General features: G+C 67.6%; 10 protein-coding genes. 5 read left to right on the forward strand and 5 right to left on the reverse strand.

Annotated elements, in window-relative coordinates; all coding sequences use genetic code 11:
- Window positions 1–2: 2 nt before the first annotated feature.
- Window positions 3–1,277 carry a pyridoxal phosphate-dependent aminotransferase gene (locus AC5P8F_RS05370; RefSeq protein WP_227864568.1) on the reverse strand — a complete coding sequence of 425 codons (1,275 nt, stop codon included), beginning with the start codon at window positions 1,275–1,277 and terminating at the stop codon, window positions 3–5.
- 114 nt (window positions 1,278–1,391) lie between these two features.
- Here AC5P8F_RS05370 and rsgA point away from each other — a divergent pair, with 114 nt between their 5' ends.
- Both rsgA and AC5P8F_RS05380 read left to right on the forward strand, forming a co-directional pair.
- Window positions 1,392–2,501 (forward strand): ribosome small subunit-dependent GTPase A, encoded by a 1,110-nt coding sequence (gene rsgA, locus AC5P8F_RS05375; RefSeq protein WP_346601682.1) that lies wholly within the window; start codon window positions 1,392–1,394, stop codon window positions 2,499–2,501.
- 126 nt (window positions 2,502–2,627) lie between these two features.
- Window positions 2,628–3,881 carry a flavohemoglobin expression-modulating QEGLA motif protein gene (locus AC5P8F_RS05380; RefSeq protein ID WP_075076345.1) on the forward strand — a complete coding sequence of 418 codons (1,254 nt, stop codon included), beginning with the start codon at window positions 2,628–2,630 and terminating at the stop codon, window positions 3,879–3,881.
- 439 nt (window positions 3,882–4,320) lie between these two features.
- Here AC5P8F_RS05380 and AC5P8F_RS05385 read toward each other — a convergent pair whose 3' ends face one another.
- The 4 genes from AC5P8F_RS05385 to AC5P8F_RS05400 form a co-directional block, all read right to left on the reverse strand.
- Window positions 4,321–6,621 (reverse strand): TonB-dependent receptor, encoded by a 2,301-nt coding sequence (locus AC5P8F_RS05385; protein ID WP_049440641.1) that lies wholly within the window; start codon window positions 6,619–6,621, stop codon window positions 4,321–4,323.
- A 227-nt stretch (window positions 6,622–6,848) separates the two neighbouring features.
- Entirely contained in the window at window positions 6,849–7,589 is a 741-nt protein-coding gene (gene phbB / locus AC5P8F_RS05390) for an acetoacetyl-CoA reductase (RefSeq protein WP_005419193.1), read from the reverse strand.
- Between the two features lie 24 nt (window positions 7,590–7,613).
- Window positions 7,614–8,942, reverse strand: coding sequence for a CitMHS family transporter (locus AC5P8F_RS05395; RefSeq protein ID WP_005419191.1), 1,329 nt, complete (start codon window positions 8,940–8,942; stop codon window positions 7,614–7,616).
- A gap of 75 nt (window positions 8,943–9,017) precedes the next feature.
- A complete protein-coding gene (locus AC5P8F_RS05400) occupies window positions 9,018–10,157 on the reverse strand; it encodes an OprO/OprP family phosphate-selective porin (RefSeq protein ID WP_032956563.1) in 1,140 nt (379 codons plus the stop codon).
- A 244-nt stretch (window positions 10,158–10,401) separates the two neighbouring features.
- Here AC5P8F_RS05400 and AC5P8F_RS05405 point away from each other — a divergent pair, with 244 nt between their 5' ends.
- Genes AC5P8F_RS05405 through AC5P8F_RS05415 form a run of 3 tightly spaced genes read left to right on the forward strand, consistent with a single transcriptional unit; the run spans window position 10,402 to window position 13,527 of the window.
- Complete coding sequence (locus AC5P8F_RS05405) at window positions 10,402–11,091, forward strand: response regulator transcription factor (RefSeq protein WP_005419188.1); 690 nt, start codon at window positions 10,402–10,404, stop codon at window positions 11,089–11,091.
- Window positions 11,084–12,475 (forward strand): sensor histidine kinase, encoded by a 1,392-nt coding sequence (locus tag AC5P8F_RS05410; protein WP_014648362.1) that lies wholly within the window; start codon window positions 11,084–11,086, stop codon window positions 12,473–12,475. The genes AC5P8F_RS05405 and AC5P8F_RS05410 overlap by 8 nt, the downstream gene beginning before the upstream one ends.
- The gene (locus tag AC5P8F_RS05415) at window positions 12,472–13,527 is read left to right on the forward strand and encodes an ABC transporter substrate-binding protein (protein WP_014648361.1); all 1,056 of its coding nucleotides are present in this window, start codon (window positions 12,472–12,474) and stop codon (window positions 13,525–13,527) included. The genes AC5P8F_RS05410 and AC5P8F_RS05415 overlap by 4 nt, the downstream gene beginning before the upstream one ends.
- Window positions 13,528–13,533: the final 6 nt, after the last annotated feature.

Consider the following 13,533-nt stretch of genomic DNA (forward strand, 5'->3'; position numbering starts at 1 on the left):
GCTCAGGCCACCGAACGGCGTGGCTTCAGCGGTACGACCTTGGTCGCGTCCTCGGCACGGCGGGCCAGCACGCGGTCGATGCGGGCGAACACATCGCGCATCACCGAGGCTTCCGGCAGCAGGGTCACGCGGAAATGATGGCGGTAGGGCACGTTGAAGCTGGAACCCGGTACCACCAGCACGCCTTCATTGTTCATCAGATCCAGCGCGAAGTTGTGGTCGTCGAAGCCCTTGGCGGCGGCACCGACCACGGCCGGGAACGCGTACAGCGCACCGGCCGGCGCGACCAGCGACAGGTGCTCACTGGCTTCGCAGGCTTCGATCACCGCGCGGCGGGTTTCATACAGGCGGCCGCCCGGGGTGCACAGTTCGGAGATGGTGTCCGGGCCGTTCACTGCGGCCTCGATGGCGTACTGGCCCGGCACGTTGGCGCACAGGCGCAGCGCGCCGAGCAGGTCCAGCGCAGCGCGGAAGTCGCCCAGGCGCGCGTCGTCGCCGCTGAGGTGGGCCCAGCCCACGCGCCAGCCGCAGGCACGGTGCACCTTGCTCAGGCCACTGAAGGTCAGGCACGGGTGGTCGCCGGCCAGCGGCGCGACCGGCTCGAATACCGCATCGTCGTACAGGATCTGGTCGTAGATCTCATCGACCAGCAGCAGCAGGTTGTGGCGGCGCGCGATCTCGACCACGCGCTCGAGCAGTTCACGCGGGTAGCTGGCGCCGCTGGGGTTGTTCGGGTTGATCAGCACGATGGCGCGGGTGCGCGAGGACACCAGCGTCTCGATCTCGCTCGGGTCCGGCTGGAAGCCGTTCTCGGCGGCGCAGCGGTAGTACACCGGGCGGCCATCGTTGAGGATGGTCGAGGCCGACCACAGCGGGTAGTCGGGTGAGGGCACCAGCACTTCGTCGCCCGGGTTGAGCAATGCGCGCAGCGACAGGTCGATCAGTTCGCTGACGCCGTTGCCGACGAACACACGGTCGGGGTGCGCATCCGGTGCGCCACGGCGGGCGTAGTACGCCGCGATGGCTTCGCGTGCGACCGGCAGGCCCTGCTGGTGGGTGTATGGATCGGTGCGGCCCATGTCATCGGCGATCGCGCGCTGCAGGTGCTCGGGCGCGCGGAAACCGAAGTTGCCCGGGTTGCCGATGTTGAGCTTGATCAGCTTGCGGCCCTGCGCCTCCAGCTCCCGGGCTCGCCGCGCCAGTTCTCCGCGGATTTCGTAGCGCACTTCGGAAAGGCGCTCGCGGATGGCCAGGGGCTTGGGCGAGTTGGTGGACATGGGGGCTGGGCCGTCAAAAGGCATGGGGATTCCATCCTACCGGAATTGCTGCAGTGCATGGCAAGGGTGCCGGGCTTGTCATTGCTGGGCTGGCAGGGCGCCGGCGCAGGTAGAATGGCGGCGATGACCCAGACCCCCGATTTCATCGCCCTGCAGACCATTGGCTGGCCCTGGCCGGGCCCGGCGCAGCAGGCCGACTGGCAGGCCGCGATGGCCGCACATCCGCAGGCCCGCCCGGCGCGGGTGATCGAACAGCACCGCACCCACTACGTGGTGGCCGATGGCCCGGATGCGTCGATCAAGGCCGAATCGCTGCCGGAATGGCAGCGCCCGCGCTTCCCCAGCCACGAGCGGCCTGCAGTGGGCGACTGGGTGCTGCTGGACGGCATCCGCATTGTCGCGCTGCTGCCACGCCGCACCGCGATCAAGCGTGGCGCCGCCGGCGAGCACTACCACCAGCAGGTGATCGCGGCCAACATCGACACGGTGTTCATCGTCTGCGGCCTGGATGCCGACTTCAATCCGCGCCGCATCGAGCGCTACCTGCTGCTGGTCGGCGGTGGTGGTGCAGAACCGGTGGTGGTGCTGACCAAGGCCGACCAGACCGAGTACAGCGAGGATGCGCTGGCGGTGCTGGAAGAGCTGGAGATGCAGGGCATCGCGCTGCATGCGATCAACGGCCTGGATGCCGACAGTGTGGCGGTGCTGCAACCGTGGCTGGGCCCGGGCCGCACGGTGGTGCTGGTCGGTTCCTCCGGTGCCGGCAAATCCACGTTGACCAACACCCTGCTTGGCGAGCAGCGGATGAAGACCAACGCGGTGCGCGCCAACGATTCGCGTGGCCGCCATACCACCACCCACCGCGCGCTGATGCCGTTGCCGACGGGCGCCTGCCTGATCGACACCCCGGGCATGCGCGAGCTGAAGCCGACCGGCGAAGAGACGCTGTCCGAAGGTGGCTTCGCCGACATCGAGGCGCTGGCCGCACAGTGCCGTTTCAACGACTGCAAGCACCAGCAGGAACCAGGCTGTGCGGTGCGGGCGGCGATCGAGGCGGGCGAGATCGAAGAGAGCCGGTTGCTGAACTACTTCAAGCTGAAGGAAGAAGTGGCTGCCGCTGCCGCCAAGCTGGCGATACGCCAGGCCGAGACCGCGCAGGAGCGCGGCGGCAGGAAAGGCAAGGGCCAGCAGTTCCGCCCGGCAGGCAAGCCGCGTAGGCGGTAACAAGGCAGCCGAGCATGGGCTCGGCTCTACAGCTGGTCCGCGGTGGAGTCATTTCATGTAGCGCCCGAGCCAATGCTCGGGCGGCGGCGCACCGCGCCGGGCACGGCAGGGCGTTATAGTCCGCGCATGGAACCGACTGCGACGCTGGACCGTGATGTGGCCCACCATGCAGCGCTCGATGCGCGCCTGGTCGAGGCCGTGGGAGGCATCCGCCTGCTGGGCCTGACCAGCTGGCCGGCCACGCTGCAGGCACCGTTCCTGGACAGCGTGGCGCGCGGCCAGCCGGTGCTGCCGAAGGTGGATTACCCACGGCTGGACTTCAGCGAAGAACGTCGCGCGCTGGCCGCGATCGCCGCCGACTGCGACGACACTCATCCGCTGGGCCACTACGTGCGGCAGTCAGCGCAGAGCTGGGACCTGGCCGCGCAGCTGCTGGAAGGACTGGGCACCGCCGCCGTTGATACCTGTTCGGTGCAGCTGTTCGGCGCCCCCGAGCAGCCGCTGCCGGGCAATGGCCCGAGCACGCGCGACGCGGCGCGCCACTTCATACAGATTGCCGCCGAACTGGACCACGAACTGCTGGCGCCGGAAGAGCAGGTGCCGGTCTCGGCCATCGCCCTGCAGCTGCAGCTGCAGAATGATCTGGATGCGTTCTTCGAATCGCGCATCATCCAGGTGCAGCTGGATCCGGAGCTGGTGTCCAAGGCCGCCGCCGGCCCGACCCGCATCCGCCTGCGCACCAGCGCGCGCTTCAGCGCCTACGACCGCGCGCAGTTGTTCCACCACGAAGCGCTGGTGCATTCGCTGACCGCATTGAATGGCCGCGGCCAGCCGGTACTGCCGAGCCTGGCGTTGTCCTCGCCACGGGTAACGGCGACCCAGGAAGGGTTGGCGACCTTCGCCGAGCAGATCACCGGCAGCATCGACATCGAGCGCCTGAAACGCATCAGCCTGCGTACCGAAGCGATTGCGATGGCACGCGAAGGCGCTGATTTCATCGAAGTGTTCCGCTATTTCTGCGATGCCGGGCAGAACGCGGAAGAGAGTTTCGCCTCGGCCCAGCGCGTGTTCCGTGGCGTGCCGCCGAGTGGCGGCCTGGCGTTCACCAAGGACACGGTGTACCTGCGCGGCCTGGTATCGGTGCATACCTTCTTCCGGCACATGCTGGCCGAGGACCGCCTGCAGGTCTGCCGCTGGTTGTTCGCCGGCAAGATGAGCCTGGCCGATGCGATCGCGTTCGCGCCGCTGTTCGAGGCGGGGGTGCTGAAGCCGCCGCGCTGGCTGCCGCATTGGGTGAGCCGGGCGAACGGCCTGGCCGGCATGCTGGCGTTCTCGCTGTTCGCCAACCGGATACGGATGGACCAGCTGGCGCCGGAATGAAATGCGTTGGCGGATCCTCCTGCGCCTGCCTGCTATCGGCTGGGAGGAGGCGGGGCACCCTGGTCAGGACACGCAAAAGCCCCTCCATGGTGCTCGATGGCGCCATCCATGGCGCCAACGGTCCTGACCAGGGTGCCCCGCCTCCTCCAGACAATTTCCTGCGGGCGCGGCAGCAGGTCCACCAGAGGGATTGCGTTTGAGAAGTTTGAAAAGCAAAGCGCCGGGCAATGCCCGGCTCTTTGCTTTTGCTCTTGCTTTCCATTGCCTCCGCGCCGGCGCTGGGAATTGTCGAGCGCGGGTAGGCAGGCCCATGCAGGACCGTTGGCGCCATGGATGGCGCCATCGAGCCCCCAAGGACGGGTTTACGGCGTGTCCTGCATGGGCCTGCCTACCTGCGCCATGCAGGAACAGTCAATGCGCCGCAGCGCCCGCTTCTGACCTAGAACTCCGCCGCCACCGTCATGAACAGCTGCCGCGGCGCACTCGCATGGATCGCATAGCGCGTGCCCTTCGGATCAGTCGGTGCGAACGAACTCAGCTGGCCGGCGTAGCGCTTGTTGGTCAGGTTGGTCGCATTCAACGACACCCGCACGTTGCGCAGGCCCAGGCCCGGGCCGAAATCGTAGCCCGCACCGGCGTCGAAGGTGGTCACGCCCGGCACCGACTGGTCGTTGGTGTAGGTGTAGTAGCGCTTGCCGGTGTACTTCGCACGCAGGCTGGCGAAGAAGCCGTCGCGGTTCCAGCTGATCTCGCTGGAGGCCATGCGCTGCGGCGTATCCACCGTGATCTTGCCGGCCACCGGAACGATCGCACCGCCCGAGGTGTAGTCATCCTCGTAGGTGGTCTTGTTCCAGGACAGCGCGTTGTACCACTGCAGGCCATCAATCGGCTTGAGGATGAAGGTCAGTTCCGCGCCATGGCTCTTCACCGAACCGACGTTGATGAAGCGCGTCACGCACTCCGGGCGCGTGCCGACTTCGATGCTCGAACACGGGTTCAGCGACAGCAGGCGGTTGTCGAACTTGACGTTGTATGCAGCGATCGAGGCCTGGTACTTCTCACCGAAAGTGCGGAAGCCGGCTTCCAGGCTCTTGGACTTCTCCGGCTCCAGCCCGGCGCTGGCCGCGAACGATTCCGGCGACACCTGCAGCGGGCCGCCGCTGCCACCGCCGACGAAGGCGGCGATGTTCTCGGCGTAGGAGGCGAACAGCTCGTTGTTGGCGTTGAGCTTGAAGCCCAGGCCTACCTGCGGCAGCACCGATTCCTTGGCGGTCAGTGTGCCCGACGCAATGCGGGTTTCAACGCCGGGCTGCGCGGTGGCGCGCATGCGGGTGTTGGGGCTCTTGATGCCCACGTCCACGGTCAGGCGCTGGTCCAGGAAGCGCATGCGGTCCTGCACGTAGAACTGGCGCGTGCGGATGTCGAAGTCCTGGTTGAACAGCAAGCGGTCGGGGTTCTTCAGGTACAGGTCGTCCAGGAACGGGCCGCTGATGTAGTAGAAGTTGCGCGACACGTTATGGTCGTTCTGCTCGTACCACAGGCCGGCTTCCAGCTCGTGGATGCCCACCGTCCACGACAGCGCGGCGGTCAGGCCATCGCGGTTGATCGTGTAGTTGGTGCTGCGGATCGAGATCGGCAGCATCCTGTCGGTACCCGGGTAGGACGGCTGGCCCGGTGCCCACCAGTGGCCCTGGCCACGGTTGTCGTGGTGGTAGGCCAGCAGCTTCAGGCGGCCCTGCTCGCCCAGGCGCAGGTCGGCATCGACCGAGTACAGGTTGTCGTCGCGCAGCGCACGGCTCTGATAGTACGCATCGTCGATGCTGTTGACGCCGCCGCTGAACTTGCAGCGCGCCTTGTTGTAGGTGCCAGGCGCGCAGTACGCGGCGGCGACGGCGCGATCCCAGTCCGGCGCGTAGATGTTCCAGTCATACCCCAGTCCGCGTGCCAGCATGTCCTTGGACAGGTAGGCATAGTTGGCCTGGCTGGCGCGCGAGGTCGCTACGAACGCACCGAAACGGTGGTCGCCAACGTTCCACACTGCCTTGGCATTGAACTGGCGGGTGGTCTGGTTCTGGTACGGCGCGGCCCACATGTCCTGGTCCTGGTGCACGCCGGACACATAGGCCGAGAAGCCGTTGAGGTCGCCGGTGTCCACGCGCAGGTAGCCGCGGCGCTGGTGGTTGTCGCCGACGGTGACGCTGGCGCGGCCACCGAATTCGGTGGACGGATCCATCGAGAAATACTGGATGGTGCCGCCCAGGTTGCTGGTCGAGGCCACGCCCAGCGAACCAATGCCCTGCGACAGTTCGGCGCCGGCCAGGTTCTCGGCGATGATCGCGCGGGCGATGCTCAGGCCGTTGTAATTGCCGTAGCTGTTGTCGCCCAGCGGGATGCCGTCCAGCGTGTAGCCCAGGCGGCTCTTGTCGAAGCCACGCAGGCTGATGGTCTGCGATTCCTCGTTGGCGCCAAAGGCATCGTTGGACTGCACCGACACGCCCGGAAGGCGATCGAGGATCTTCTGGCCACTGGTGCCCGGCGGCAGCACCTGCTTGTCCACGGCAGTGATGCGCTGCACCTGGCGGGTCTCGCCCTGACCGATCACAGAGACGGTATCCAGCGTCTGCGCGCTCAGCGCGGCATCGGTGCTGGCGCCGGTATCGGCGGTGGTGGCGGCGGCATGGGCGCTGGCAGCGGCGGAGAGCACGATCGCTACGGCGATCGTCAGGTGTCGGGTCTGCATGGTGGTCCGTTGCATGGGGGGTGATCACCGGCACGCGTGCGCGGTGCAGGGCCACTATGCGAACGGAACATGAAACCTTCTTTACGGAAAACCAACGAATGGTGCAGGGCACCCGCGCAGGTCCCGCAGCCGGATGAAAAAGGGGCCGGATTCCCTTCGCAAGCAAAGGTTCACCGGCCCCGCGCACTCCGTGGGGGAGGCGGTCCACGCGCAGCGTGGAGACTGGCTTACCCCATGTACAGGCCACCGTTGACCGGATAGTCGGCGCCGGTCACGTACGAGGCTTCATCCGAGGCCAGCCAGGCGCACAGGCCGGCCACTTCCTCGGGGCGACCCAGGCGGCGCACCGGCACCGAGGCCGCCAGCCGGTCCAGTACATCCGGCGGGAAGCTGCTGATCGCCTGGCTGGCGATGTAGCCCGGCGAAAGCGTGTTGACGGTGACGCCGCGCGAAGCCACTTCGGCGGCCAGCGCACGGCTGAAGCCATGCATCGCGGCCTTGGCGGTGGCGTAGTTCACCTGGCCGATCTGGCCCTTGTGGGCGCTGACCGAGCCGATGTTGATGATGCGGCCCCAGCCCCGCGTGGCCATGCCGTCGACCACCTGCTTGGTCAGGTTGAACAGCGCATTGAGGTTGGAGGCGATCACCGCGTTCCAGTCCTCCACCGTCATCTGCCGGAACAGCAGGTCGCGGCTGCCGCCGGAGTTGTTGACCAGTACATCGACCTCACCCACTTCGGCGCGGACCTTGGCGAACGCGGCGCTGGTCGAGGCCCAGTCGGTCGCGTTGCCTTCGGAGGCGATGAAGTCGAAGCCCTGTTCGCGCTGCTCGCGCAGCCAGTTGGCCTTGCGCGGCGAGTTCGGCGCGCAGCCGGCAACCACGGTGTGGCCGCTGCGGGCCAGGCTCTGGCAGATGGCAGTGCCGACACTGCCCATTCCACTGGTGACGTAAGCGATTCGAAGCGTCATTGCAGAAGGCTCCTTGGCAAAGGGTCAGGCGGCGAGGGGATACAGGCCGAACAGCAGGCTACCGATCATCAGCAGCATCGAGATGGCGATGGCCCACTTCAGGGTGAACTTCTGGTGGTCGGCGAATTCGACCTTGGCCAGGCCCACCAGCAGGTAGGTGGACGGCACCAGCGGGCTGAGCAGGTGCACCGGCTGGCCAGCCAGCGAGGCGCGCGCCATTTCCACCGGAGTGATGCCGTAGTTGCCGGCGGCCTCGGACAGGATCGGCAGCACGCCGAAGTAGAACGCGTCGTTGGACATGAAGAAGGTGAACGGCATCGACGCCACCGCGGTGATCACCGCCAGGTACGGGCCCCACGACTCCGGAATCACCGCCAGGAAGCTGTGCGACATCGCTTCGACCATGCCGGTGTTGTTGAGGATGCCGGTGAAGATGCCTGCGGCGAAGATCAGCGACACCACCGACAGCACGTTGCCGGCGTGGTTGACCACGCGGCGGCGCTGCTCGGCCAGGTTCGGGTAGTTGATCACCAGGGCGATGGCGAAGCCGACCATGAACAGCACCGGCATCGGCAGCACGCCGATGATCAGCGCGGTCATCAGCGCCACGGTCAGGGCCAGGTTCACCCACAGCAGCTTCGGCCGCTTGATGTCCTCGGCGTCTTCCACGGTCGGCAGCGGATTGCTGTCGTCCGATACGCTGTTGTCCATCCAGCTGCCGCCCTTGGGCAGGGTCACCACGCCGAGGCGACGGCGTTCCTTCAAGCCCAGGTACCAGGCCAGCAGCAGCACGCCGGCACAGGCGATCACCATCGACGGGATCAGCGGCACGAACACATCGGCCGGGTCCACGTGCAGCGCAGTGGCCGCGCGTGCGGTCGGGCCGCCCCACGGGGTCAGGTTCATCACGCCGCCGGCGAGGATGGTCACGCAGGTCATGTTCAGCGCGTTCATGCCCAGCCGCTGGTACAGCGGCAGCATCGCCGAGACGGTGATCATGTAGGTGGTCGAACCGTCGCCATCGAGCGAGATCAGCATCGCCAGCACGGCGGTGCCAAGCACGATCTTCATCGGATCGCCCTTGACGAAGCGCAGAATCACCCGCACCAGCGGATCGAACAGGCCTGCGTCGATCATCACCCCGAAGTAGAGGATGGCGAACATCAGCATCACGCCGGTCGGCGCGATCTTCTTGATGCCCTCCAGCATCATCTCGTCGATGCCGGCACCGAAGCCACCGATCAGCGCGAACAGGATGGGGATGGTGATCAGGGCGACGAGCGGCGACAGGCGCTTGCTCATGATCAAGTACATGAACGTAATGACCATGCCAAAGCCGAGGATGCTCAGCATCATCTGCGGACTCCTTGCGAAAACAGGACGTGGGGAGTGGAAGGGGCCGGGCGCCGCGCGCCCGGAATGTCAGGCCTAGAAGTCGTACTGCAGGCGGCCGGTGACCGCGCGGGTGCGGTCCACCGTGACCCCGGCCAGGCGGTCGCGGTTGCGGCTTTCGATCACGTTGAGCATGAAGCGCAGGTTGTCGCGCAGGTACCAGTTGCCACCCAGCGTCCACGCCTCAGTGCTGCCACGGCGCAGGTCCGGCGCGCCGTCGAGGTGCTGTGCGCCCCACATCTGGTCGTAGCGCAGCGCCACTTCGAATGCACCGGCCTTGTGGCGGATGTCCTTCACCCGCGCGAAGCGCCCGGTCTTGCGGTCATAGGCGCGGCTTTCGCCGGTGACGAACCAGCTGAGCATGCCGTAGGCGGCCATCACGTCGCCGCGCTGGGCGCCGTCATCGAAGGTGGCGCCACTGAACTCGCCCTGCCACGACAGCGGGCCGCGCACCTGCGCGTATTCCAGCGACCACTTGTTGACGTCGGTATCGCGGCCGGCGGAGAAGTCGACCAGGGTCAGGCGGCTCTCGTCGGACAGGTGGCCGGCCGGGCGCGGACGGATGCGCAGGCCGGGCACGCCATTGGCGCCGGGGTTGTCATACGCCTCGCGGGCCAGCGACAGGCCCAGGTGCAGCACGTCGCCGTCGCTGGGCGAGGGCGCCCAGGTGACGCGACCACCCGCCGCGCGGCCCTTCACCTGCCAGGCGTCGATGCTCTCCAGGCTGTAGAGGCTGGCCGCCCAGGTGAAGTCGCCCGGGTTGGCCTGCCAGGACGCACCCAGGCGGTACAGCGGCGCCAGCGTGGTGCCGGCGTTGCCGCGCTCCAGGAAGCTGCCGTAGTTGGAGCTGGTACGGTCATCCAGCGAGAAATACTGCTTGAACTGGCCCACGGTCAGCTTGCCCGCCTTGCCGAAGCTGCGGGCCAGGTAGACATCCTTGGCCTCGACGCGGTCGCCGGAGAAGTCGGCTTCCAGCTTGTAGTCGACCACGAAGAACTTGCCGGACACATCGACCCAGGCGCGGCGGATCTCGGTGTCATCCTTGTTCGGCGTACCGCGGTTGTCGTTGTCGAAGGTGGCGAAGTCCAGGTGCAGGCGGCCCCCCAGGGTGGCGGTGACCGGACGGTCGTCTTCGGCGGCGAAGGCCGGCACCGACAGGACAGCCAGCGCCATCATGGCGGCAGGACGCCGCCAGGCAAACGTGAATTCCACAAACCCTCCCAGGTGCGCGCCAGGCGCGCGGCAATCGTGGGCACCGGACGGTGCGCGGCCGCAGTCTGGGTCGGGCAAGCTGTCATCGTCCTGTCAACGGATTGTGCGGTGCAGCGAAAAGCACAGGCCGCTGGGCTCGCCGTGCCGCGCCCGGCGAGCCCAGCGGCGGCATGCGGTAGCATTCGGTTCCCCTCCCACCCGTGTGCCCATGCGCCTGCTGCTGGTCGAAGACAATCCGGATCTGGCCGATGCGATCATCCGCCGGATGCGCCGCAGCGGGCACGCCGTGGACTGGCAGGCCGATGGCCTGGCCGCTGCCAGCGTGCTGCGCTACCAGAGCTTCGACCTGGTGGTGCTGGACATCGGCCTGCCCAAGCTCGATGGCCTGCGCGTGCTGGCCGGCATGCGCGAGCGCGGTGACAGCACGCCGGTGCTGATGCTGACCGCGCGTGACGGCATCGAAGATCGCGTGCAGGCGCTGGATGTGGGGGCCGACGACTACCTGGGCAAGCCGTTTGATTTCCGCGAGTTCGAAGCGCGCTGCCGCGTGCTGCTGCGGCGTGCGCGCGGCCAGGCCAGCGAAGTGGTGCAGATTGGCGGCTTCCAGTTCGACAACGCGGCGCACCGGGTCAGCCTCGACGGGGAGCCGATCGAACTGCCCAATCGCGAGTACCGCCTGCTGGAGATCCTGGTCGGCCGTCTTGGCCAGGTGGTCGGCAAGGACGAGATCGGCAACGGCCTGTTTGGTTTCGATGACGAAGCGGGCCCGAATGCCATCGAGTTGTACGTTGGTCGCCTGAGAAAGAAGCTGGCGGGCGCGCCGCTGCGCATCACCACGGTGCGTGGCGTCGGTTACCTGCTGGAAGCCAGCGATACCCATGCCGACGCCGATGGCTGACACGCGTGCTGCGACTGCGGCGCCGGGTTCGCTGCGGCGCACGCTGCTGCTCTACCTCGGCGTGCTGCTGGCGGTGTTCGCGGTGGCCCTGCTGTTCGCCGCACGCGATTACGGCCAGCGCGCCGCCAACCGATCCTACGATCACCTGCTGGTGTCCTCGGCGCTGTCCATCGCCGATTCGGTGGCCCTGGTCGACGGCCAGTGGCAGGTCGATCTGCCCTATGCGGCGCTGGACCTGCTGGCGATGGCGCCGGAGGACCGCGTGTTCTACCGGGTGGCCGACAGCCGCGGCACGCTGATCACCGGCTACGGTGATCTGCCGACACCGCCGCGCAGGCCCGGTACCCAGCCGCAGCTGTTCGACGCCCCCTACAGCGGCGAAACCGTGCGCTTCGTGGTGGTCGGCCGCAGTTTCGCCGCGGCCTCCGCGCAGGGCGAGGTGCAGGTGCAGGTGGGCCAGACCCGGCGCGCGCGCGAAGCCGTTGCGCAGGACATGGTCAATCGTGCATTGCTGGCGATCGGTGTGTTGTCCGGGCTGCTGCTGGCGCTGGTGGCGTTCGGCGTGCATCGTGCGTTCCGGCCGCTGGTGCGGGTGGAGCGCGAGCTGTCGCGCCGCGAGCCGTCCGACCTGAAGCCGCTCGATGCCCGCGTGCCACGCGAGATGGACCAGATGGTGGCCGCGTTGAACCGCTTCATGGAGCGCCTGTCCAGCAGCAACGAGACACTGCGCGCGTTCATGGCCGAGGCCGCACACCAGATGCGCACGCCACTGGCGGCATTGCGAGCTCAGGCGCAGTTGGCGCTGGATGATGACGATCCGGAGGACATGCGACGCAGCCTGCAGGCGATCGAGCGCAACGCCACGCATATGAGCCGGCTGCTCAACCAGCTGCTCAGCGATGCCAGCGTGATCCATCGTTCGCACCTGCAGCGCTTTGCGGCGGTGGATCTGGCCGAGACCGTGCACCAGGCGTTGCATGAAGCACTGCCGCAGGCAAGCCCGGCACCGCGCGTGCAACTGGCGATGACTGCCGAGCCGGTGCAGGTGCATGGCGACGCGCTGCTGCTGCGCGAGGCAATCAAGAACCTGGTCGACAACGCGTTGAAGTACGGCGGCGACGGCCCGTTGCAGATCGCGCTGACCGTGGAAAGCGGGCAGGCCGTGCTGACCATCGCCGACCATGGCGCCGGCATCGCGGCTGCCGATGCCGAACGCGTATTCGAGCGCTTCGCGCGTGGCGAAGGCGCGCCATCCGGCGGTGCCGGGCTGGGCCTGGCCATCGTCAAGCGGGTGGTCGACAGCCACGGCGGCCGCATCGACCTCAGCAACCGCCCGCAGGGCGGGCTGATCGCCACCATCCGCCTGCCACGGAGCAGTCCATGATCCGCCTGTTTGCCACGGCCGTTGCCCTGCTGCTGGCCCTGCCGGTGCTGGCCGCGCCCGGCGATGTGCGTCGTTTTCCCGCACAGGGGGCGGCCACCGCGCAGCTGCGCATTCACGGCACTACCGACATCGAAGTGTTCGCGGTGGTGATTGCCGATTACCAGCGGCTGCACCCGGGCACCGAGGTGGTGTACGAGGACATCATCACCCAGGACCTGTACGCGCGTTACCTGCACGACCGCGGTGGACCGGCATCGCCGGACCTGCTGATCTCCAGCGGCATGGACCTGCAGACCAAGCTGGTCAACGATGGCCACGCGCTGCCACATCGCTCGGCGCTGACCGCTGCGCTGCCAGCCTGGGCGCAGTGGCGCAACGAGGCCTTCGGCATCAGCTACGAGCCGGTGGTGATGGTCTACAACACCCGCGCAATGCCTTCGGCAAAGGTGCCGCACACGCGCCGCCAGCTGCTGGACCGGCTGCGTGCCGAAGGTGCACCGTTGCGCGGCAGGGTCGGCACCTATGACATCGAGCGCAGCAGTGTCGGCTACCTGCTGGCAACCCAGGATGCGCAGCGCGGCAGCATCGCCGGCGCGCTGCTGGGGGCGCTCGGCGACAACGACGTGGTGCGCGAAGAGCGCACCGGCGTGCTGCTGGACAAGGTGGCCAGCGGCGAGCTGTCGCTGGTCTACAACGTGCTTGGTTCCTACGCGCAGGCACGGGTCGATGCCGGCGCGCCACTGGCCATCGTCGAGCCTGAGGACTACACGCTGGTGGTGCTGCGCACCGCGGTGATTCCGCGTACCGGCCCACACCCGGAAGAAGCGCGGCGCTTCCTCGACTACCTGCTGTCGCCCCGTGGCCAGCAGGTGCTGTCGCGCGAGGCGCGGCTGATGCCGATCGTGACCGGCAACGCACGTGGCGACGATGCGCCCGGCCGCAGCCGGCGTCCGATCCAGCTCGGCCCGGGCCTGCTGGTGTACCTGGATGCGCTCAAGCGCCGCCAGTTCCTCGATGCCTGGCGCAGCAGCGTCGAGCCGGCGGGGCGCTGAGGCTCC

Source organism: Stenotrophomonas sp. YJH_SMC_69 (genome assembly GCF_059370495.1).